The organism is Nocardioides sp. LHD-245, assembly GCF_030929495.1.
Taxonomy (GTDB): Bacteria; Actinomycetota; Actinomycetes; order Propionibacteriales; family Nocardioidaceae; genus Nocardioides.
Genome location: NZ_JAVFWN010000002.1, coordinates 65,618 through 87,364 on the forward strand (window position 1 = coordinate 65,618; position 21,747 = coordinate 87,364).

Below are 21,747 nucleotides of genomic sequence, written 5' to 3' on the forward strand. Positions count from 1 at the left end.
AGGGCCGGCGGACGCCGCCGCCCGACGTCTGGTAAGGGTCGCCTTACGTGCATATCTCACATGATCCCGGTCAACTACTCGTCAGTAGCGGGAGTAGCGTGACCCCCCGTGGCAACGACGACGCGTCCCCAACTGGTGAAGGGCAGCCGTGCAGTGCGCACGACGATCGCCCTGAAATTGCTCATGGCAGTGAGCGGTGTGCTGTTCATCGGCTTCGTGCTGGGACACATGTACGGCAACCTCAAGGCCTTCGCCGGTGAGGGGGCGTTCAACGAGTACGCGCACCACCTGCGCGAGCTCGGCGAGCCGATGCTCCCGCACGAGGGCTTCCTCTGGATCATGCGGGTCGGCCTGATCGTCGCCGTCATCGTCCACATCGCCTGCGCCGTCGCGCTGTGGCGTCGCGCCGCCGCGGCCCGGCCGGTGCAGTACGTCGCCAAGAAGAACGCCGGCTCGTCGCTGTCCTCGCGCACCATGCGGTGGGGCGGGATCACCATCTTGGTGTTCGTCGTCTGGCACCTGCTCAACTTCACGATCGTCAAGGTCAACCCGAGCAACGGCGAGACCGGCGGCGACAACCCCTACGCGCTCCTGGTCGACACCTTCGACCTGTGGTGGATGACCATCCTCTACCTGCTCGCGATGGTCGCCCTCGGTCTCCACCTGCACCACGGCACGTTCAGCTCGCTGCAGACGCTCGGCCTCACCGGCTCCGCGGTCTCCCGGGCCCGGGCGCGGGCAACCGGCTGGATCGTGGCGATCGTGGTCGCCGGCGGCTTCTCGCTGGTCCCGCTGTCCGTCCTCGTCGGCATCATCGAGAAGTAAGGAGCTCCCATCATGGCTGGAAGCACCCTCCACGACGGCCTCACGCCGCTCAACGAGCCCTCCGTTCAGAAGTCCGACGACGCGCACGGCTACTACACGCTGGGCGAGAAGGTGGTCGACGAGGCCGCCCCGACCGGCCCGATCGCCGACCGCTGGACGACCCGCAAGTTCGAGAACCGCCTGGTCAACCCGGCCAACCGCCGCAAGCTCGACGTGATCATCGTCGGCACCGGCCTGGCGGGCGGCGCCGCCGCCGCCACGCTCGGCGAGGCCGGCTACAACGTGAAGTCCTTCTGCTACCAGGACTCCCCGCGCCGGGCGCACTCGATCGCCGCCCAGGGCGGCATCAACGCGGCCAAGAACTACAAGGAGGACGGCGACTCGACGTTCCGTCTCTTCTACGACACGGTCAAGGGCGGCGACTACCGCTCGCGCGAGTCGAACGTCTACCGCCTGGCCGAGGTCTCGGCCAACATCATCGACCAGTGCGTCGCGCAGGGTGTGCCCTTCGCGCGCGACTACGGCGGCCTCCTCGACAACCGGTCCTTCGGCGGTGTGCAGGTCTCTCGCACGTTCTACGCGCGTGGTCAGACGGGCCAGCAGCTGCTCATCGGCGCCTACCAGGCGATGGAGCGCCAGGTCGCGGCCGGCACGGTCGAGTCGTTCACCCGGCATGAAATGTTGGAGCTGATCGTCGTCGACGACGGCGCCGGACCTCGCGCGCGCGGCATCATCGCCCGCGACATGGTCACCGGCGAGATCGAGACCCACCTCGCCGACGTCGTCGTCCTCGCCACGGGCGGCTACGGCAACGTCTTCTTCCTGTCCACCAACGCGATGGGCTCCAACGTCACCGCCGCGTGGCGTGCGCACCGCAAGGGCGCCTACATGGCCAACCCCTGCTACACGCAGATCCACCCGACGTGCATCCCGGTCTCCGGCGACCACCAGTCGAAGCTGACCCTGATGTCCGAGTCGCTGCGCAACGACGGCCGGATCTGGGTGCCGAAGAAGAAGGAGGACTGCGACAAGGACCCGCGGGACATCCCCGAGGAGGACCGCGACTACTACCTGGAGCGGATCTACCCGTCCTTCGGCAACCTGGTCCCCCGCGACATCGCCTCCCGCCAGGCGAAGAACATGTGCGACGAGGGCCGTGGCGTCGGCCCGCTGGTCGGCGACTTCCGGCGGGGCGTCTACCTCGATCTCGGCGACGCGATCAAGCGCCTCGGCAAGGACGCCATCGAGGAGAAGTACGACAACCTGCTCGACATGTACGAGCGGATCACCGGTGAGAACCCGTACGAGATGCCGATGCGGATCTACCCCGCCGTGCACTACGTCATGGGCGGCCTGTGGGTGGACTACCACCTGCAGTCCAACATCCCCGGCCTGTTCGTCTCCGGTGAGGCCAACTTCTCCGACCACGGTGCCAACCGGCTCGGTGCGTCCGCCCTGATGCAGGGCCTGGCCGACGGTTACTTCGTCCTCCCGAACACCATCCGCGAGTACCTCGCCGACGGCCCGTTCGAGAAGATCGACGAGTCGCACCCGGCCGTCCTCGAGGCGAAGCAGAACGTCGAGGAGCGGATCACGAGGTTCCTCTCCATCAACGGCACCCGCTCGGCCGACAGCTACCACAAAGAGCTCGGCAACATCATGTGGGAGTACTGCGGCATGGAGCGGACCGAGGAGGGCCTGCGCAAGGCCATCGACCTGATCCGCGAGCTCAAGGCCGACTTCTGGAGCAACCTGAAGGTCCTCGGCTCGGCCGACACCCTCAACCAGAGCCTCGAGAAGGCCGGCCGGGTGGCCGACTTCATCGAGCTCGGCGAGCTCATGTGCATCGACGCGCTCAACCGACGCGAGTCCTGCGGCGGTCACTTCCGGGGCGAGTCGCAGACCGAGGACGGCGAGGCGCTGCGTCACGACGACGAGTTCGCCTACGTGGCGGCCTGGGAGTGGGGCGGCGATTCGCTCGAGGGCGGGCAGCCGGTGCTGCACAAGGAAGACCTGATCTACACCGCCATCGAGATGAAGCAGCGGAGCTACAAGTGAGCGCGGACAGCATGAACCTGACCCTGAAGATCTGGCGCCAGAACGGGCCCGACGACAAGGGCGGCATCCACACCTACCAGGTCTCGGGGATCTCGCAGGACATGAGCTTCCTGGAGATGCTCGACGTCCTCAACGAGCAGCTGAACGAGAAGGGCGAGGAGCCCGTCGCGTTCGACTCCGACTGTCGCGAGGGCATCTGCGGCATGTGCTCGCTGATGATCAACGGCGAGGCGCACGGCCCCGAGGTCACCACGACCTGCCAGCTCCACATGCGCTCGTTCAACGACGGCGACACCATCACCGTCGAGCCGTGGCGCGCCGAGCCCTTCCCGGTCATCAAGGACCTGGTCGTGGACCGCTCCGCCTTCGACCGGATCATCCAGTCCGGGGGGTTCATCTCCGCCAACACCGGCTCGGCGCCCGAGGCGAACTCGGTGCCCGCGCCGCGCGACAAGGCGATGCGCGCGTTCAACGTGGCGACCTGCATCGGCTGCGGCGCCTGCGTCGCCGCGTGCCCCAACGGGTCGGCGTCGCTGTTCCTCGGTGCCAAGATCACCCACCTCGGCGAGCTGCCGCAGGGCCAGCCGGAGCGCTGGACGCGCGTCGTCGACATGGTCGGCCAGCACGACCACGAGGGCTTCGGCGGCTGCACCAACATCGGCGAGTGTGCCGCGGCCTGCCCCAAGGAGATCCCGCTCGACGTGATCTCCCAGCTCAACAAGGACCTGCGCACCGCGCTCAAGAACGGTCACTGACCCGGCGCAGTCTGAATCTGATATCACGCCGACCCGGCGCAGTCTGAATCAGGATCGACGCCGACCCGGCGCAGTCTGAAGTTCAAACTGCGCCGGGTCGGCGTGGTTTCGGGCTTCATGTGCGACGGGTCGGGGCTAGTCCCGGTCAGAGGCTCGCCGCAGCATCTCGTTGTACGCCGTCAGCTCCGCATCACCGTCGCGGTCGGCCGCGCGGTCACGGCGCCGGGCCTCGCGCTGGTCGTCGCGCCACCACTGGATGACGAGCACGACGATGACCATCACCATCGGCACCTCGCCGAGGGCCCAGTTCATCGCGCCCGCGAGGTGCTGGTCGTCGGCCAGGCTCGCGACATAGGGGACGTCGAGCAGCCGGAAGTACTCCCCGCCGATCACCCGCTCCGAGCCCATCACGCTGATCGAGAAGAAGGCGTGGAAGGGCATCGTGACGAGCAGCAGCATCAGTCGGCCGACGTACGACGTGCCGGCGCCGGGCCGGTCGCCGAGGAGCACCTCGAAGAACACCAGTCCCGCCAGCAGGAAGTGCAGCTCCATGGCGAGGTGACCGAGGTGGTTGCGCATCAGTACGTCGAACAGGCTGCTGAAGTAGACGACGTACAGGCTGCCGACCAGCAGTACCGCCGCGGTCACCGGGTGCAGCACGATGCGGGCCGGACGCGAGTCGAGGGCGGCGGCGAGCAGCTGGCGCGGGCCGGTGCCGCCGGGGACGTCGCTGCCGGGGAGCGCGCGCAGGGCGAGCTGCGTCGGCCGGCCCGAGACGAGCAGGATCGGCGCGACCATCGACAGCGCCATGTGCGCGGCCATGTGGGCGCTGAACATGACCCCGGCGTAGCTGCCGAGACCGCCGAAGGTGGCGTAGCCGACCACGGCCAGCCCGCCGAACCAGGCGATCGTGCGGCCCACCGGCCAGCGGTCGCCGCGCCGGCGCAGCGCGCGGGTCCCGGCGAGGTAGGCGGCCGCGCCCAGGCCGACCACGAGGAAGCCGAGCCCGGACGGGGTGAACGACCACAGCAGCCGCCCCAGCGTCGGTGCGGGCGGGACCGGACCGCCGAGGAGGCCCTCGGCGAGCGAGGTGTAGAGGTCCTCGGGCGCGGGGGGCGGCGTCCGGCTGAGGCCGACGCCGGCACCGACGGCGACGGCCATCACGAGCAGCTCCAGGCCGGTCAGCCGCAGCAGCACCACCCAGTCGGTCGCCGCGCTCGCGACCAACCGGCGGCGCAGGGTGAGGCCGATCAGGCCGGCGACGACGATCACGGCGGTCTTGGTCAGCACCCCCGCGCCGTACGCCGACAGCAGGTCGGCCGGCCGCGCGAGCCGCACCCAGGCACTCACCACCCCGGAGACCGCGGTCAGCCCGAGGCACCAGGCGGCGAGCGCGGAGAAGCGACGCAGTGCCCGGTCCCGGACCTTGGTCGCCACCGCGAGATGCCACCACAGCGCCAGCACGCCGCCGATCCAGACCACCGCCGTGACGACGTGCACGACCATCGCCACGATCGCGGCGTCGTGGCTGCCGGCCGACGACGCGTGCCCGGTGAGGATCGGCGGCACCACGGCGACCAGGGCGAGCCCGAGCAGGACGAGCACGCCGCGGGCGGTCAGCACCCAGCGCGCGGCGACCGCCAGCACCGCCAGGAGCGCCGCCTGGGCCAGCAGCGCCCGCGGCTGGTCGACGCCGGTGGCGAAGCCGCGCAGCTCGCGCCAGCGGATGTCGCCCACCGGGATCGCGAACTGGTCGGAGTAGGTGAGCACCACCTGCGCCAGCGCGACCGCGCACCAGCCGGCGGCCAGCCACCGCACCGGCAGCAACGCCCGGAACGCCGTGCCGCCGAGCTCGGCCTCCGGGCGGCGCATGGTGAGCGGCGCGACGAGGAGACCGGCGACCACCGCGACCGCGAGCACGTCGGCGACGAGGCGCAACGCGGGCAGTCCCCAGCCGGTGGGCCGGCCCGGGTCGGGCAGGCCGGGGATCGGCTCCTGCGGCGCGCCGCCACCCGCCACGAGGATGACGAAGGCGACGGCCGCGGCCAGGACCAGCACCGCCGCGGCCCGGGCCAGGCTGCGGCGCCGGGCCACGGCGGTGTCGCTCACCGGGTCCTCCGGCGGCTCCACAGCAGCAGACCGCCGGCGACGGCGAACAGCGCGACGGCGACGCCCACCTGGACCTGGCCCAGCGACGGCCCCCCGTCGTCGGCCTCGTCGCGCGCCGCCGGGGTTCGGTCGGCCCCGGCGTCCGGCGCCGTGGAGGCCGTCGGCGCCGACGGCACGGTGTCGTCCAGCGGCCCGTCACCCACGACGAAGGCGATCCGGCCGGTGACCGGGTGGCCGTCCTCGGACACGACCCGGAAGGCCAGCCCGTAGGTCCCGTCCGGGGCGGCACCGCCGAGCTCCACGCTCACCACACCCCCGTCGATCCGGGCCTCGCCCTGGTCGGCCCGGGAGCCGTCGGGTGCGGTCACGACGACGTACGCCGGGGAGCTGATCGCCTCGCTGAACTCGAGCCGGGCCCGGTCGGGTAGCCGGTCGAGCCGCTGGCCGGCGTCCGGGTCGCTGGCGACCAGCGACGCGTGCGCCGCGGCGGGCAGGCTCCAACCCGCCGCGGGGACGGCGGCCAGCGCCATCATCGCCGCCACGATCGCGTACCTGGTCCTCATGTGTCCCCTCCCTGGGTGGTGCCGGTGCCCTCCAGCAGCTGTTGGCCGACATAGCCGCCCGGCGGCGCCGCCGGGGGGACCGCGTAGACCGCCGAGCCGATGGTGACGACCCAGTCGTTGAGCCGGTCGAGCTCGTCGAGCCGGCGCTGGACCGGGACGAACTGCCGCGCCGGGTCCGCGGCGAAGGCCAGGAAGACCAGTCCGCTGTCCTCCCCGCCGCTGCGGCCGGGCTCCGGCTCGGTGTAGTTGTACGCACGGCGCAGGAAGCGCTCCCCCGGGTCGGCGCTGCGGGCCCGGGCGATGTGGCTGGCCGGGTCGATCACCGGGAAGCCGAACCGGTCCGTGGCGGCGAAGTCGGGCTCGTCGAACTCCCGCTCCCCCGTCAGCGGCGCGCCGGTGTCGAGCCGGCGGCCGACCACGACCTCGCGGCCGACCCGGTCCACCCGGTCCCACTTGTCGAGCTGCATCCGGATCCGTCGTACGACGAGGAAGGTGCCGCCGGCGAACCCCGAGCCGCCCCGGTCGTCCTCCGCCCAGACCAGGGGGTCGAAGTCCGGCTCGGCCGGGACCGGATTGACGGTGCCGTCGACCTGGCCCATCAGGTTGCGCATGGTGGTCCCGTCGGGGACGGTGCCACGCGCGGTGCGGAAGCCGGCCTGGATCCAGGCCACCTCGGCGAAGGTGCGGGCGTCCTTGACCAGCATCCGCCGGGCGTGGGCCAGCGTCGTCGGGTCGTCGCTGCAGATCTGCGCGACGACGTCGGTCTGACCCCAGCGCGGGTCGAGGCGGTCGCGGCCGAAGGACGGCAGCTCCGCGAGTCCGGGCCGGCGGGCGGCGGGGACGAGGTCACGCAGCACCCCTGGCCCGAAGCCGAAGGTGACGGTGAGCCGCGCCGGGTGCGCGGCCAGCTCCGGCTCGGTGTCCGCGAGCGCGGCGGTGCCCGTGGTCAGCCGGGCCGCGTCGTCGCTGAGCAGGCGCATCATCCGGGTCAGCCCGATCGTGTCGGTACCCGCCCGCAGGCGCCAGCCGACCAGCGCCAGGTGGGCCTGGGGAGCGCTGTCGACGCCGGCCTGGTGGATGCCGACGACCGGTACGGTCTCGGCCCCCGCGGACGGGGCGACCACCCGGCCCGGACCGTCCGCGGGCGCCGCCGCGGCGGCGCCGTTCGCCACGAGGGCGGACCCGCTCCACCCGGCACCGGCGCCGCCGAACGCGGCGGCGCCGGTGCGGAGGACGCGCCGGCGGTCCCAGCGGGGACCGCCGGACATCAGTGCTCGCCGCCGTTCTGGTACTGCTCGTCCGCGCCGTCGAAGGCCTTGACCGTGGCCTCCACCGTCGCGGTCGACCCGTCGTCGAGCGTGAGCGTCAAGGTCAGCGCCGTCCCCGGCTCGACCGGCCCGGTCAGGCCCATCAGCATCAGGTGGTCGCCGCCGGGCTGCAGGGTCAGGCTGCCGCCCGCGGGAATGACGAAGCCACCCTCCTTGGGCTGCATCGCCATCGATCCGTCCTCGTTCTCGACCGTCTCGTGGAGCTCGGTCGACGCGGCGACGTCGGTGACGGCACTGACCACGGCGAGGTCCGCGGGCCCGGTGTTGGTCAGCGTCCCGAAGGCCGCGGTCATGCCGTCGGGCGCGGCCTTGACCCACGGGTCGGTGACGGTGAGCAGGTCCGCCGCGGTGTCACCGGTGGCGTCCGTGGCGCCGGCCCCGGAGCTGCCGGTCGCCTCGCTCGGGGTCGAGGGGGCGGCGCGGTCGTCGTCGGCGCCGCCGCAGGCGGCGAGGGCGGGGAGGAGCGCGGCGGCCAGGGCCGCCGTCGCGAGGTGCTTCTTCACAGAGGTTTCCGTTCGGTGGGCGCGCCGTGGCGCGCGAGGGAGCGCATGCGCGCCACCGGAGCGGTCAGCGCATGGCGCAGGAGGGGCTGGGGACGACCGCGGCCCGCGGCGGCGCCCGCGGCCGCCCCGGTCGGGTGGCGAACCGGCCGCGCAGCCGGCGGACCCGGCGCAGCGGGCGGCTCCGGTAGCCGACGGTAGGGAGCGCGACGGGCAACAGCAGCGGCAGCAGCCAGCCGGCCGCGGCCCGGAGTACGTCGAGCGCCGCCCGGTCGAGACCCGCCGCGACCGCGACGGTGCCGCCCGCGACGAGCAGGTGGAGCGCCAGCATCGCCGGGGTCGGCAGGACCGGGCCCTCCGCCACGGCACCGGCGCCGTGGCCGTGCGCGTGCACCGGGGCCCCGGACGGAGCGAGCATGAGACAGAGGTGACCGAGCACCTGGGCGACGAGCGCGGTCGCGGCGATCCGGGGCAGCCCCACCGCGTTGCCGGGCGTCAGCGCGATGCTCATCGGCACCACGACGGCGGTGACCACCAGACCGGGGACCAGCTCGACCGAGCCGCCGGCCACGACGTGGGCGACGAGCGCGCCGAAGGCCGCCACGCCTCCGGCGGCGGCGCCCCGGACCCGCCGGAAGCGCCGGGCCCGCGCCTGGGCGCGGGCGACGGGTCCGGTGGTCATCAGGGGGTCTCCTGGTCGGGGTGGGCGGTCGGCCGGGCTCAGGCGTCCCGGGACGCCCGCAGCGCCTTCCAGCCGAGTGCGCCGAGCAGGCCGGCGATCACGAAGTTCACGACGATGAGCACGGTGTGGGCGACCCAGTAGCCCGTCGCCCGGTCCTCGCCCGCGTCGTAGGCCTGGTAGAGGTTCTTGGCGAAGTTGCCGAAGGAGAAGACGTTCCAGGCGGCGACCGCGAGGAGCAGGAGGGCGTGCTTGCGCTCGAACTTCACCTCGACAGTCTCCCAGACCCCTCCACACGGGACCGCCGCGGCCGCCGGCGCAGGCCCGCCGCTGTGAGCAGCGCCCCAGCCAGGCCTCCGGCGGCGAAGGTGGCGAGGCCCGGCAGCCGGGGCGCAGGTGCCGGATCGGCGGCCCGTTCGGGCTGCGGCGCTGCTGCGGCGGCGATCGCCGCGGCCGCCGGGACCGGGGTGGGCGGCTGCTCGGCCGCCGGGCTGGTACGGGCCCACGCGGCGGCGTACAGGATGACCCGGGAGAAGTAGTTGATCCAGACCAGCAGGATCAACGCGATGCCGAAGGCCTGGAACGCGGGTTGACCGCGGGTGCCGGACAACAGCAGCCCGGAGAGCTGCTTGAGCACCTCGAAGCCGACCGCGCCGAGCCAGGCGCCCGACCAGAGCGCGCGGTCCGGCAGGGGCGGCCGGGCGAGCAGGCGGAACATCAGGAAGAACAGGAGGGCCGAGGCCGCCAGGCCCAGCCCGACCGCGATGACCGCCACCAGCCAGCCGAGCTCGGCGCCTACGTCGAGCAGGTCGAGTACGGCGCGCGAGGTGCGGGTGAGCACGCCGGATGCGACGACGCTGAGCAGCAGCACCACCCCGAGGACGGCGAGGGTGAGCAGATCGCGGAGCTTGCCGACCACGAAGTTGGGGCGCAGCCGCTCGGGCAGCTCGAACAGCACCGCCAGGGCCGCCTGCAGGGAGGAGAGCCAGCCGAGACCGGCGTAGAGCACGCCGACCAGGCCGATGATCCCGACCGTCCGGGCCGCGTCCTGGACGTCGCCGAGCCGGACCTGCCCAGTGTCCTCGCCGACGAGTCCCGGGAGCACCGCGTCGATCGCGTCGACCAGCGCGTCCTGGGCGTCGGGGAAGACCTGGGCCACCCAGCCGACCACGAAGAAGGCGAGGGCCAGGATCGGGAACACCGACAGGAACCCGAAGTAGGTCACCCCGCCGGCCTGCTGGCTGCCCTGGGCCCCGCTGTAGAGCTCCTGGGTGCGGACCGCATGGTCCACCGCCGGATATCGCTCACGGAGCCGGGCGAGAGTGGCCTTGGCGCGGTCGACGAGGGTCATGGGCGCCTTTCGTTCCTCAGGACAGCGGGAAGGTGCGGGTCGAGCGCCACCCCTCCTGCTCGTGGTGGACGTAGAGGTGGAAGTCGATCACGTCGAAGGCGCACTCGAAGCCGGCCAGGTCGTCGAAGGCACGGTCCAGGGTCGGGTCGTCGAGGTGGTGCGCCACGGTGACATGCGGGTGGTAGGGGAAGCCGAGATCGACGGCGAGCGGCCCCCGTCGTACGGCGTCGGCGAGCTGCTCGCACTGGGAGATCCCCTCGGCGAGACTGACGAACACCACGGGCGACACGGGCCGGAAGGTACCCGTTCCGCGCAGATGCACCCGGAAGGGCGCGATCCCGGTCGCCGCGGTGGCGAGGTGCTCCTCGATCTCCGCCAGCGCTCCGGTCACCTCGGTGGGCGGGATGAGCGTGATATGGCTCGGAACCCCTTGGGCGGACGGGTCTCCGATCCGGTGGCGGTAGTCGACCAGCTCCCCGGCCCACGGCTCGGGGAGGGCGATGGCGACGCCGATGACCGGCATCAGCCCGCCTCCGTACGACGCTCCACCGGTGCCACGAACCCGACGCGTTGGTAGACGTCGCGCAGCGTGCTCTCCGCGACGGCCCCGGCGGTCTCCGCCCCCTGGGCGAGCACCTGCATCAGGTGGTCCTGGTTGTCGAGGAGCTCGAGGGTGCGGTCCCGGAACGGGGTCACGAACCCGACCACCACCTCGGCGAGGTCCTTCTTGAGGTCGCCGTACATCCGGCCGGCGTACTGCTCCTCGAGGGCCGCGATGCTCTCGCCGGTCAGCGCGGAGTAGATGGTCAGGAGGTTGCTCACCCCCGGCTTCTCGTCCTGGTCGAAGCGGATCTCGGTGCCGGAGTCGGTGACCGCGGAGCGGATCTTCTTCGCGGTGACCTTGGGGTCGTCGAGCATGTCGATGATGCCGGCCGGGGCCGAGCCCGACTTCGACATCTTCCGGGTCGGCTCCTGCAGGTCGTAGAGCTTCGCGGTCGCCTTGAGGATGTAGGGCTCGGGCAGCCGGAACGTCTTCTTGAACCTGCTGTTGAACCGCTGGGCGAGGTCGCGGGTCAGCTCGAGGTGCTGGCGCTGGTCCTCGCCGACCGGCACGTAGTGGGGGCGGTAGGCCAGGATGTCGGCGGCCATCAGCACCGGGTAGGCGAACAGGCCGACGCTCGCCGCGCCCTCGCCGCCCTTGGCCGACTTGTCCTTGAACTGGGTCATCCGCCGGGCCTCGCCGAAGCCGGTCAGGCCGTTGAGCACCCAGGCCAGCTGGGCGTGGGCCGGCACCTGGCTCTGCACGAAGACCGCCGACTTCGCGGGGTCGATGCCGGCCGCCAGCAGCTGGGCGGCGCTGCGCAGGGTGCGCTCGCGCAGCACCTTGGGGTCCCAGTCGACCGTGAGCGCGTGCATGTCGGCGATGAAGAAGAACGGCTGGTGGTCGTGCTGCAGGTCCACCCACTGCCGCACCGCGCCGACGTAGTTGCCGAGGTGGAAGGAGTCCGAGGTCGGCTGGATCCCGGAGAGGACGCGCGGGCGCGCGGTCCCCTCGGGCACAGCCGGCTGCGCGGTCTCCGGCACGGGCGGGTGCTCGGTGGTGGCGGACATGGGAGCGATTCTCTCAGGCCTGCGTGCCCGGCCGAAACCTGGATCGGCTCCGGTTCCCGCCCGACCCCCGCTGGGTAGGTTCCGGGCGCGTGAGAGATCCCTACGGGCGCCGGAGACGACCGCTCGCCCGACTCAGCGGTGGTCGCCCGGGCCGAGCGGCCCTGATCCTGGTCGGCAGTTATGTCGCCGCGCTGCCGGTCGCCTGGGCCGGATGGGTGCTGGGGCAGGCACCGGCCTTCGACGACGCGCGGCCGGCGGCCTACGCCCTGGTCGGAGCGCTCGGCCTCGCCACCGTCGGGACCCTCGTCCTCGTCTTCGGCTCCTGGCCGATGCCCACCGGGGTGGGCCTCCGGCTGAGCCGCGGGTACGGCGAGCGGTACGACTCCTTCGGCAGCCCCGCCGGGTTCCGCCTCGGCCTGCTCCGCACGGTCCTCCAGTTCGTCGTGACGGGCAGCTGTCTGGCGGCGTTCCTGCTGGCGATGCTCGACATCCGCTGGTTCAACATCGTCCCGACCGCGGAGATGCGCGGCCTGCCCGACCGCGCCGCGGCGATGCCCGTGCCGGACGACTGGCGACTCACCCGGACCGAGGAGGGCGTCGACGACGACGTGAAGGTGCCCAACGCCTACGTCCTCCAGGTCTACGACGTGCCGGACTCGGTGGCCCTGCGGGCCTGGCTCTCGGCACCGACGTGGGCGGACGATCCCGACGGCCGATCCTTCGGCGCGATCCGGGTCGAGCACTGCGACGAGGACGGGGAGTCCTGCTCGGCGCACCTGATGCCCCCGGCCGGACAGCAGCCGGAGTTCTTCGTGACCGCGGCCCGGTACGGCGCCGCGGGAGGCGCCCGCTCCGTGCAGATCCGGCTCTCCTACCGGCAGTACGTCGCACCGACAGACCTGGCGGTGTCCCCGGCCACCCTCGAGCGCGCCTCCCTCATGCCCGTCCCCGTCGACTGGGTGCGCCTGACCGTCGACGGCGGCGGCCGCGGGGTCACCACCAGCGAGAACTACGAGCAGTCGTTCGGCGTGCCGGACACGTTCGCCCCGGCCGACCTGGACGCCTGGCTGGCGTCGCCTGCGTGGACCTCCCCCGCGTCAGGACCGGCCTTCGGTGCGATCGCCCTGGACCAGCCCTGCCGTGAGCGGGAGTTCTTCCCCGGCTACGTCTGCGACGTGACCGTGTCCGCGCCGCCGGACGCGGGGGTCGCCGAGACGTTCGAGGTGTCGCTCGAGCCGGACCACACCGTCGTGCTCCGCTTCACGCGCGACTGGTGACCCGGGACGTCGTACGGCGGTGGGTGAGCGCCGAGACGACCAGGATCGCCGTACCGACAGCGGCGAGGCCGGCGCCGACGAGCGCGGGGGCGCGGTAGCCGTGGCCGCCGGCGATGACCAGGCCGCCGAGCCAGGCGCCGAGCGCGTTGGCGATATTGAGGGCGGCGTGGTTCATGGCCGCGCCGAGGGTGACGGCGTTGCCGGCGACGTCCATCAGCCGCAACTGCAGGTTGACGACGAGCACGGAGCCGGCGGCGGTGACCAGGAAGGCCACGGGCAACAGCAGCCAGCCGTGCGGCGCGGCGGCGTAGTAGACGAGCATCAGCGCGATGCCGCCGACGCCGGCGAGCAGCAGGCTGCGATAGACCGACCAGGCGGCGAGCTCGCCGGCCGCCCAGGTGCCGACGACCATGCCGAGGCCCAGGGCGAGCACGAAGAACGGCACGGTCCCGCGCTCGAGCCCGCCGACGACGGTGACCGTCTTGGCGATATAGGAGTAGACCGCGAACATGCCACCGAAGCCCACGGCGCCGACCGCCATGGTCAGCCAGACCTGGAGGCTGCCGAAGAACTCGCGGGCCTCCTTGCGCCCGCTCGCTCCGGAGTCGCCCGGGATCGACGGGACCACCGCGAGCACCATCGCCGCGGTCGCGAGCGCGAGCAGGCCGCCGAGGAGGTACGTCGAGCGCCAGCCGACCTGCTGGCCGAGGAAGGTGGCCAGCGGGACGCCGACGACGTTGGCGACCGAGAGCCCGAGCATCACACTCGCGACGGCGCGGCCACGGCGCTCGGGGACGACCAGACTGGCCGCGACCAGGCTCGCGACACCGAAATAGGCGCCGTGCGGCAGCCCGTCGAGGAAGCGTGCGACCGTGAGCACCTCATAGGTCGGCGCGACGGCGCTGAGCAGGTTGAACACGGCGTACGCCGCCATCAGGCCGACGAGCATCCCGCGGCGCGGCAGAGCGGCGCCGAAGAAGGCCAGGATGGGTACGCCGACCACCACGCCGAGCGCGTAGGCCGAGATGACGTGGCCGGCGCTCGGCACCGAGACCTCGACGCCGCGGGCGATCTCGGGCAGCACGCCCATCGTCATGAACTCGGTGGTGCCGATGGTGAACCCGCCGACCGCGAGCGCCAGGATCGCCAGCGCGGGTCGGTGGTGGGACACCGCCGGGCGCCCCTCGATCGAGGTCGTCGTCGGCGAGGAGGTCACGGGGGATCGTAACCGGCGCTCCGGGCGTCCTATTCCGGGACGTCGGATGTTTCGGGCCTCGCGGCCACCTCGCCTTGCTCAGCCCGCGAGATGGCTCCAGTCCCTGGCGAGCTCCGTCCACGGCCCGACGGCCGCGATCTCGCCGTCGACGAGGACGACGACCCGGTCGGCCTGCGCCAGCGCCGCCCGCTTGGAGGTCGCGCCGATCACCGTGGTGTGCTGCTCGCGGAGCGCGGCCCACAGCTCGATCTCAGTGGCCGCGTCGAGGGCACTCGACACGTCGTCGGCGAGCAACAGCTCGGCGTCGGCGGCGAGGGCGCGGGCCAGCGCGAGCCGCTGGACCTGGCCCCCGGACAGGCGCACGCCACGGTGGCCGACGACGGCGTCGGGGCCACCGGCGTCGGCGACGTCCTCGGCCATCCGGGCGGTCTCGACCGGCCGGGTGATCTCGCGGTCGTGGCCGAGCTGGATGTTGTCGGCGAAGGTCCCGGAGAGCACCCGCGGCACCTGGGCGACGTGGGCGACCTGAGCGGGCCGCAGGAAGGCCTCCGGGTCGACGACGTCCTGGCCGTTCCAGCGCAGCACGCCGCGGTGGTCGATCAGGCCGGCCAGCGACGACAACAGGCTGGACTTGCCGGAGCCGACCTGGCCGACCAGCAGCACCAGCTCGCCGCGCTCGACCACGAGGTCGATGCCGGCCGCGCCGATCGTGCCGTCGTCGTGGACCGCGGTGTAGCCGGCGAGCTCGAGGCGCTCGAGCGGGACCCGGGTCACCGCCCGCGGCTCCGGGGACTCGCCCGACACCAGGTCGACCCCGGCCGGCATCGCCATCAGGTCGGTGCCGCCGGCGAAGCGCGCCGTGGCATGCTGCCAGGCGCGGGTGCCGGGCGCCTCGGTGACGACCGCGCCCGCGACCCGGCCGAACCAGTCGAAGCCGTTGACGGCGGTCGCGACCAGCAGCGCGGTGCCGAGCCCCCAGACGTCCCACAGGTAGAGCGCCCAGGCGGCGACGACGCCGACCTGCACCATGACGATGGGGACGCCATCGAGGACCGCCTGGACCCGGTGCTCGAACACCGCCGCCTCCACCCGTCCGTCGTCCACCTTGCGGAGGTGGGCGTGGATCTGCGGGGTGCGGCCGGCGAGCTTGACCGTGCGGGCCGACTCGACGGCCGACACGACCGCGCGACCGAACCTGGCCCGCGCCGCCGAGGAGCGCGCCGCCGAGCGGCCCGCGATCGGCCGGCCGACCGAGGAGGCCAGGGCGCTGGTCGCCATCACGATCAGCAGGACGCCGCCGGCCAGCCAGGTGCCGCCGGCGAGCATGGTGATGGCGGCGATGAGCAGTCCGTTGACGAAGTCGACCCAGCGGTCGGCGTACCGGGCGTAGCGGTCGGCGTCCATCGAGCGGGCCACCACCTCGCCGGGGGGCGTGCGCGGCAGCCGGTGGCCGCGGATCTGGCCGAGCAGTACCGCCATCCGGACCCGGAGCATGACCTCGATCCACCAGCGGGGGTAGCGGCGGAAGGCGTCGGCCAGCAGGAACGGCGCGACCAGCAGGGTCCCGACGAGGACGGCCATCAGGACCGTGACGGACTCCCCCGCCTCGAGGTGCTCGACCACGCGGCCCCACAGGAACCCGGTGATGGCGCCGAGCGGCGCGAAGATCGTGCCGCCGAGGAACAGCAGCACCGACCAGGCGCCCCACCAGGGCCGCACCCAGAAGGCGTTCCAGGTGCCGCGGGCCAGGCTCGAGCCGGCATCGATCGCGGGGCGCTCGGGCGGCGTGCCGCTCCGGCGGCGGCCACCCACGGCGGTGCCCGTCGCGGCGGCGTCGACCTCGGAGTCCGCGAACCCGTCGGTGTCGCTGGCGGCGAGCAGCCGGCGGAACGGCCCCTCCACCCGGGCGAGCTCGTCGCGCGGGCCGTGCTGGATGACCCGGCCGTGGTCGAGCACCGCCACGGCCTCGGCCCGCTCGATGGTGCCGAGCCGGTGGGCGACCAGGATGCCGGTGCGTCCGCTGATCAGCCGGTCGGCCGCAGCCACGACCCGCGCCTCGGTGACCGGGTCCATCCGCGCGGTGGCCTCGTCGAGGACGACCACCTGCACGTGGCGGACCAGCAGCCGGGCGAAGGCGACCAGCTGCTCCTCCCCCGCCGACAGGGTGGTGCCGCCGGGCCCGAGCAGGGTGTCGAGACCGTCGGGGAGGCCGGCGACCCAGTCGGTGAGGCCGAGCTCCTCGACCGCGGCCTCGACCTCCTCGCGCGCGACCGCGGCGAACAGGGTGATGTTGTCGGCGAGGGTGCCGGCGAGGATCTCGGTGCGCTGGGTCACGACGCCGACCCGGCGGCGCAGCTCGTGGAGGTCCAGGGTGGTGATGTCGGCCCCGCCGAGAAAGATCGTCCCCGGCGGCGGCTCCTCGGCGCGCGACAGCAGTGACGCCAGCGTCGACTTGCCGGAGCCGGTGCGCCCGACCAGCGCGAGGGTGTGGCCGGACTCGACGTACAGGCTGACGTCCTCAAGCGCGAAGGAGCCCTCGAGGTAGGAGAAGTCGAGGTGGCGGATGCGCAGGTCGAGCGCACCCGACGGGACGGACGCGCCGCCCTCGGGCTCCGCCTCGACCGCGAGCAGCTGGCGCAGCCGCAGTACGGCGCCGAGGCCGGCCTGGATGTCGGGCAGCTGGTGGGCCAGGTTGTTGATCTGGCCGACGAAGATCGTGGTGACCAGGAACAGCGTCACGAGGCGGGCCACCCCGAGGTGGTCGCCGCTGACCAGCGCAACGCCGGAGAGCGCGATCGCGGCCAGCAGGCCGTGGAGCAGCAGGCCGACCTTGATCGCCAGCCGGGCCTCGATCATCAGCACCCGACGGAACTTCTCGTGGACGTCGGCGGACAGCCGCGTCAGGCGGCGTACGGCGAACGGCTGACCCAGGCTCGTGCGCAGGTCGTCGCGACCGGCGACACCCTCCTCCAGCGCGGCGGCATGGTCGGTCCAGGCCGCCTCCTCGATCACCTTGCGGCGGGCGATCTCGACCAGCGCCGGGCGCATCACCCAGACCGTCACGACGCCGACCAGGGGGAAGAGCAGGAAGGCCGGCCACCAGGTGAAGCCCGCGACCAGCCACATCGGCACCGAGGCGAAGCCGGTGCGCATCGCCATCCAGATCTGCTGGCGCAGCAGCGTCCCGACCTCGTGGGTGTCGTCGTCGACCCGGTCGAGGACCTCGCCGACGGCCTGCTCGGTGAGGTGGGCCAGCGGCTGCTGGAGCGCGGCGCTGAGCAGGTCGCCCCGCAGCCGGCCCTCGGCCCGGTCGACCTGCCCGGCCCACACCACGCGGCCGGCGGTGTCGACCACGGCCGCGCCGACCACGAAGGCGGCGAGCCAGGCGACCAGCGCCTGGGTCGGGTGGTCGGCGATCCGGCCGGCCACGACCGTGCCCAGCGCCTGCCCGAGCGCCGCCAGCGCGACGGCGCCCACGGCGAAGCCCGCGGCCGGGGTCCGCAGGCGGCGCCAGTCGACGCGTCGCGCCGGGTCGCCGCTGACGGTGGCCCGGTCGGTGGTCACGGTGCGGGTCAGCGTGCTGGTCATCGTGGCCCAGCGTAGGTTCCGGCACCGACACTTCGCCTCTGAATATCTTGCGGTGGACGGGCCACCGGAGGCCGGAACGTCCGGGGAGGAGATGTCAGAGGTGCTTGAGCGCCTCGCGTCGGCTCAGCGGGCTCAGGTCGTGGCTCTCGGCATAGGCGCGCACCCAGTCCGGGTGCACCCGCGCGACCTCGCGCAGCGACCAGCCGATCGCCTTGCGGATGAAGAAGTCCCGGTCACCCAGGTTGGGCTCGATCAGGGTGCTGAGCAGGTCGCGGTCGACCCGGTCCTTGCGGCCGAGCTGGCTGAGAATCGCGAGCCGGCGCACCCACAAGAAGTCGTCGGTCGACCAGCGCAGGACGGTCTGGGCCGTCTCGGCCGGATGGGCGTCGTGCAGGTCGGCGACCCGGCCCGCGGCCGCGTCGACGTGGTCCCACCAGGCGCCGGTGCGGGCGATGTGCTCATGGAAGGGCACGAGCGAGAGATCGCCCTTGAGCGGGCGGAGCGCGAGCAGGGTCTCCGCGGCGTAGCGCTCCTCCCGGTGGGTCGCCTCGTCCCAGAGCTCGCGAGCCGCGGCGACCAGGACGGCCGGCTCGCGGATCCCCCGCTCCCGGACGAGGGCCCGGGTGAGCCGTCGCACCTCGGGATTGCGGACGCCCAGGAAGGGCATCGCGGACTTCATGTAGGCCCGCTGGCTCGGGGCGATCGCCGGGTCGGCCGCGGTCCGCAGGGAGCTCCGGACCGCGGCGGCGAGGGCTCCTTCGTCCTGAACGGCGACCATCGAGCCAGCGTAGTATGTGGTAGAGGTACCACGTAGCACACCTGAGGAGCGACCATGCGACTGAACAGCAAGGGCCAGGTCACGATCCCGGCCGAGCTGCGGCACAAGCACGGCCTCGTCGAGGGCGACGAGGTCGACGTGGTCGAGGACGGCGACAAGCTGCGGATCGTGCGACGCGCCGACGCGCCCACCCGCGGGGACCGGGTGGTCTCCCGGATGCGCGGCGCGGGCACCGTCGCTGGCAGGACCACCGACGAGCTGATGGCGCTCCTGCGTGACGACTGAGCGCCTGGTGACGCTGGTCGACTCCAACGTGCTACTCGACCTCGCGACCGAGGACCCGGTCTGGCTGGAGTGGTCACAGCGCGAGCTCACCCGGGCGCTGGACGACGGGGTGGTCGCGATCAACCCGATCATCTACGCCGAGGTGTCGGTCGGCTTCACGCGGATCGAGGAGCTCGACTCCTTCGTCCCCGAGACCGACTTCAGGCGGCTGCCGCTCCCCTACGACGCGGGATTCCTCGCCGGCAAGGCCTTCGTCGCCTACCGACGTCGCGGCGGCACCCGGTCCGCACCGCTGCCGGACTTCTACATCGGGGCCCATGCCGCGACCACTGGACTGCGCTTGCTGACCCGCGACGCCGCTCGCTACCGGACCTACTTCCCGACGGTCGAGTTGATCGCGCCCTGACCTGCAGACACACGGACGACGAACGGCGGCCCTGGATCGGGTCCAGGGCCGCCGTCATCGGTTCAGCTGAGCGTCAGAACGCCGCCAGCGCCTCGTTGAGCGTGGCGCTCGGCCGCATCACGGCCGACGTCTTCTCGGCGTCCGGGTAGTAGTAGCCGCCGATGTCGGCGGGACTGCCCTGGACGGCGATCAGCTCGGCGGCGATCGTGTCCTCGTTGGCGCGCAGCGTCTCGGCGAGCGGCTTGAACGCCGCGGCGAGCGTCGCGTCCTCCGTCTGCGCCGCGACCTCCTCGGCCCAGTAGAGCGCGAGGTAGAAGTGCGAGCCGCGGTTGTCGGTCGTGCCGAGCTTGCGGCCCGGCGAGCGGTCCTCGTTGAGGAACGTGCCGGTGGCGCGGTCGAGCGCGTCGGCCAGCACCTGCGCGGCCGGGGCGCCGGCCTGCTCGGCGTACTTCTCGAGCGAGGGGACGAGGGCGAAGAACTCACCCAGGCTGTCCCAGCGCAGGTAGTTCTCCTCGACCAGCTGCTGCACGTGCTTCGGCGCCGAGCCGCCCGCGCCGGTCTCGAACAGGCCGCCGCCGGCGATCAACGGGACGACGGAGAGCATCTTGGCCGACGTACCGAGTTCGAGGATCGGGAACAGGTCGGTGTTGTAGTCGCGCAGCACGTTGCCGGTCACCGAGATGGTGTCCTCACCCTTGCGCATCCGCTCCAGCGAGTACGCCGTCGCGAGCGTCGGCGCGAGGATCTCGATGGTCAGGCCCTCGGTGTCGTGCTCGGGCAGGTAGGCGTTGACCTTCTTGATCAGCTCGGCGTCGTGGGCACGCGACTCGTTGAGCCAGAAGATCGCCGGCGTCTGTGAGGCGCGGGCCCGGGTGACGGCCAGCTTGACCCAGTCCTGGACCGGGACGTCCTTGGTCTGGCAGGCGCGCCAGATGTCGCCGGCCGCGACGTCGTGCTCGATGAGCACGTCGCCGTTGGAGGCGATGACGCGGACGGTGCCGGACTCGGCGATCTCGAAGGTCTTGTCGTGCGAGCCGTACTCCTCGGCCGCCTGCGCCATCAGGCCGACGTTGGGGACGGTGCCGATGGTGGCCGGGTCGAGCGGGCCGTTCTTCTTCACGTCGTCGAGGACGGCCTGGTAGACGCCGGCGTACGACGAGTCGGGGATCACCGCGAGGGTGTCGTCCTCGCCGCCGTCGACGCCCCACAGCCGGCCGCCGTTGCGGACCAGGGCGGGCATCGACGCGTCGACGATGACGTCGGAGGGCACGTGCAGGTTGGTGATGCCCTTGTCGGAGTTGACGTACGACAGGCGCGGGCCGGCGGCGAGCGCGGCCTCGAAGGCGGCGTTGATCTCCGCGCCGTTCTCGAGCTTGTCGAGGCCGGCGAGGATGGCGCCGAGACCGTCGTTGGCCGAGAGACCCGCCGCGGCCAGCTGGTCGCCGTACTGGGCGAAGACGTCGGCGAAGTAGGCCTTCACGACGTGGCCGAAGATGATCGGGTCGGAGACCTTCATCATCGTCGCCTTGAGGTGCACCGAGAACAGCACGTCCTGGGCCTTGGCCTCGGCGAGCGCGTTCTTCAGGAACGCCTGGAGGTGCGCGGCGTCCATCTTGGTGGCGTCGATGATCTCGCCGGCGAGGACCTGCAGGCCGCTCTTGAGGACGGTCTTCTCGCCGGCCTCGGTCTCCAGCACGATCGCCAGGACGTCGTCCTCGGCCAGGGTCACGGACTTCTCGTTGCTGGCGAAGTCGTGGGCGCCCATCGTCGCGACGTTGGTCTTGGAGCCCTCAGGGAACGGCTTGTTCGTGTGGGGGTGGGTCTTGGCGTAGTTCTTGACCGACGCGGGCGCGCGGCGATCGGAGTTGCCCTCGCGCAGGACCGGGTTGACCGCGGAGCCCTTGACCTTGTCGTACTTGGCCCGGATCTCCTTCTCCTCGTCCGTGGCGGGCGCCTCGGGGTAGTCGGGGACGGCGAAGCCCTGCGCCTGCAGCTCGGTGATCGCGGCCTTGAGCTGCGGGATCGAGGCGGAGATGTTGGGCAGCTTGATGATGTTGGCCGCGGGCGTCTTCGCGAGCTCACCGAGCTCGGTCAGGGCGTCGTCGGCGAGGCCGAACTGGGCGAGGATGCGCGCGGCGACGGAGATGTCGCGCGTCTCGAAGGCGACGCCGGCCTTGGCGGCGTAGGCCTCGACGATCGGCAGGAAGGAGTACGTCGCGAGCAGCGGCGCCTCGTCGGTGTGGGTGTAGATGATGCTCGACATGTTCGGGCGTCACTCCTGAGGCCGGTGATGGGATTCTTGACGTCAAGATACCTGATGGTGGGGCTCGGGTCCCTTTCGGTGGCCACAGTAATGACTAGGCTGCCCTGTGTAACCCGGCTGGTTTTCGGGAGTCCTACCGAGGAGAAGGTCAAGCC

Annotated in this window: 19 protein-coding genes; 6 read left to right on the forward strand and 13 right to left on the reverse strand. The window is 72.4% G+C overall.

Annotated features, from left to right (window positions below):
- The first annotated feature begins 108 nt into the window (after positions 1-108).
- The 3 genes from RB608_RS03015 to RB608_RS03025 are packed head-to-tail and all read left to right on the forward strand — an operon-like array spanning position 109 to position 3,638.
- Positions 109-825, forward strand: coding sequence for a succinate dehydrogenase cytochrome b subunit (locus RB608_RS03015; RefSeq protein WP_308086322.1), 717 nt, complete (start codon positions 109-111; stop codon positions 823-825).
- Between the two features lie 12 nt (positions 826-837).
- Positions 838-2,883 carry a fumarate reductase/succinate dehydrogenase flavoprotein subunit gene (locus tag RB608_RS03020; protein WP_308086324.1) on the forward strand — a complete coding sequence of 682 codons (2,046 nt, stop codon included), beginning with the start codon at positions 838-840 and terminating at the stop codon, positions 2,881-2,883.
- A gap of 11 nt (positions 2,884-2,894) precedes the next feature.
- Entirely contained in the window at positions 2,895-3,638 is a 744-nt protein-coding gene (locus RB608_RS03025; protein WP_308086723.1) for a succinate dehydrogenase/fumarate reductase iron-sulfur subunit, read from the forward strand.
- 135 nt (positions 3,639-3,773) lie between these two features.
- Here the strand turns inward: RB608_RS03025 and RB608_RS03030 are convergent, their stop codons facing one another.
- The 9 genes from RB608_RS03030 to trpS all read right to left on the reverse strand — a co-directional run bounded on the left by RB608_RS03030 (position 3,774) and on the right by trpS (position 11,779).
- Positions 3,774-5,747, reverse strand: coding sequence for a cytochrome c oxidase assembly protein (locus RB608_RS03030; protein ID WP_308086326.1), 1,974 nt, complete (start codon positions 5,745-5,747; stop codon positions 3,774-3,776).
- A complete protein-coding gene (locus RB608_RS03035) occupies positions 5,744-6,310 on the reverse strand; it encodes a copper resistance protein CopC (protein WP_308086327.1) in 567 nt (188 codons plus the stop codon). The genes RB608_RS03030 and RB608_RS03035 overlap by 4 nt, the downstream gene beginning before the upstream one ends.
- A complete protein-coding gene (locus RB608_RS03040; protein ID WP_308086328.1) occupies positions 6,307-7,578 on the reverse strand; it encodes a Dyp-type peroxidase in 1,272 nt (423 codons plus the stop codon). Before RB608_RS03040 ends, RB608_RS03035 begins: the two co-directional genes overlap by 4 nt.
- Positions 7,578-8,141 carry a copper chaperone PCu(A)C gene (locus RB608_RS03045; protein WP_308086329.1) on the reverse strand — a complete coding sequence of 188 codons (564 nt, stop codon included), beginning with the start codon at positions 8,139-8,141 and terminating at the stop codon, positions 7,578-7,580. Before RB608_RS03045 ends, RB608_RS03040 begins: the two co-directional genes overlap by 1 nt.
- A gap of 64 nt (positions 8,142-8,205) precedes the next feature.
- Positions 8,206-8,820, reverse strand: coding sequence for a hypothetical protein (locus tag RB608_RS03050; protein WP_308086330.1), 615 nt, complete (start codon positions 8,818-8,820; stop codon positions 8,206-8,208).
- Positions 8,821-8,858: 38 nt separating this feature from the next.
- On the reverse strand, positions 8,859-9,086 hold the full coding sequence (locus tag RB608_RS03055; RefSeq protein ID WP_308086331.1) for an SCO4848 family membrane protein: 228 nt from the start codon (positions 9,084-9,086) through the stop codon (positions 8,859-8,861).
- A complete protein-coding gene (locus RB608_RS03060) occupies positions 9,083-10,168 on the reverse strand; it encodes a YihY/virulence factor BrkB family protein (RefSeq protein ID WP_308086332.1) in 1,086 nt (361 codons plus the stop codon). The genes RB608_RS03055 and RB608_RS03060 overlap by 4 nt, the downstream gene beginning before the upstream one ends.
- Before the next feature lie 16 nt (positions 10,169-10,184).
- Positions 10,185-10,691 carry a 2'-5' RNA ligase family protein gene (locus RB608_RS03065; protein WP_308086333.1) on the reverse strand — a complete coding sequence of 169 codons (507 nt, stop codon included), beginning with the start codon at positions 10,689-10,691 and terminating at the stop codon, positions 10,185-10,187.
- The gene (trpS, locus tag RB608_RS03070; protein ID WP_308086334.1) at positions 10,691-11,779 is read right to left on the reverse strand and encodes a tryptophan--tRNA ligase; all 1,089 of its coding nucleotides are present in this window, start codon (positions 11,777-11,779) and stop codon (positions 10,691-10,693) included. Before trpS ends, RB608_RS03065 begins: the two co-directional genes overlap by 1 nt.
- 89 nt (positions 11,780-11,868) lie before the next feature.
- On the opposite strand from trpS, the gene RB608_RS03075 reads away from it, so the two are divergent.
- Complete coding sequence (locus RB608_RS03075; protein WP_308086335.1) at positions 11,869-13,056, forward strand: hypothetical protein; 1,188 nt, start codon at positions 11,869-11,871, stop codon at positions 13,054-13,056.
- On the opposite strand, the gene RB608_RS03080 is transcribed toward RB608_RS03075, so the two are convergent.
- The 3 genes from RB608_RS03080 to RB608_RS03090 form a co-directional block, all read right to left on the reverse strand.
- Entirely contained in the window at positions 13,040-14,272 is a 1,233-nt protein-coding gene (locus RB608_RS03080) for an MFS transporter (protein WP_308086336.1), read from the reverse strand. The two genes, RB608_RS03075 and RB608_RS03080, sit on opposite strands and share 17 nt — an antisense overlap.
- A gap of 78 nt (positions 14,273-14,350) precedes the next feature.
- Complete coding sequence (locus RB608_RS03085) at positions 14,351-17,860, reverse strand: ABC transporter ATP-binding protein (RefSeq protein WP_308086337.1); 3,510 nt, start codon at positions 17,858-17,860, stop codon at positions 14,351-14,353.
- A gap of 94 nt (positions 17,861-17,954) precedes the next feature.
- Positions 17,955-18,638, reverse strand: coding sequence for a DNA alkylation repair protein (locus tag RB608_RS03090; protein WP_308086338.1), 684 nt, complete (start codon positions 18,636-18,638; stop codon positions 17,955-17,957).
- 54 nt (positions 18,639-18,692) lie between these two features.
- Here RB608_RS03090 and RB608_RS03095 point away from each other — a divergent pair, with 54 nt between their 5' ends.
- Positions 18,693-18,923, forward strand: coding sequence for an AbrB/MazE/SpoVT family DNA-binding domain-containing protein (locus RB608_RS03095; protein WP_308086339.1), 231 nt, complete (start codon positions 18,693-18,695; stop codon positions 18,921-18,923).
- Positions 18,913-19,329, forward strand: a complete 417-nt coding sequence (locus RB608_RS03100; protein WP_308086340.1) for a type II toxin-antitoxin system VapC family toxin — start codon at positions 18,913-18,915, stop codon at positions 19,327-19,329. The genes RB608_RS03095 and RB608_RS03100 overlap by 11 nt, the downstream gene beginning before the upstream one ends.
- A gap of 73 nt (positions 19,330-19,402) precedes the next feature.
- Here the strand turns inward: RB608_RS03100 and RB608_RS03105 are convergent, their stop codons facing one another.
- Positions 19,403-21,592, reverse strand: coding sequence for an NADP-dependent isocitrate dehydrogenase (locus RB608_RS03105; RefSeq protein WP_308086341.1), 2,190 nt, complete (start codon positions 21,590-21,592; stop codon positions 19,403-19,405).
- Between the last annotated feature and the right edge of the window lie 155 nt (positions 21,593-21,747).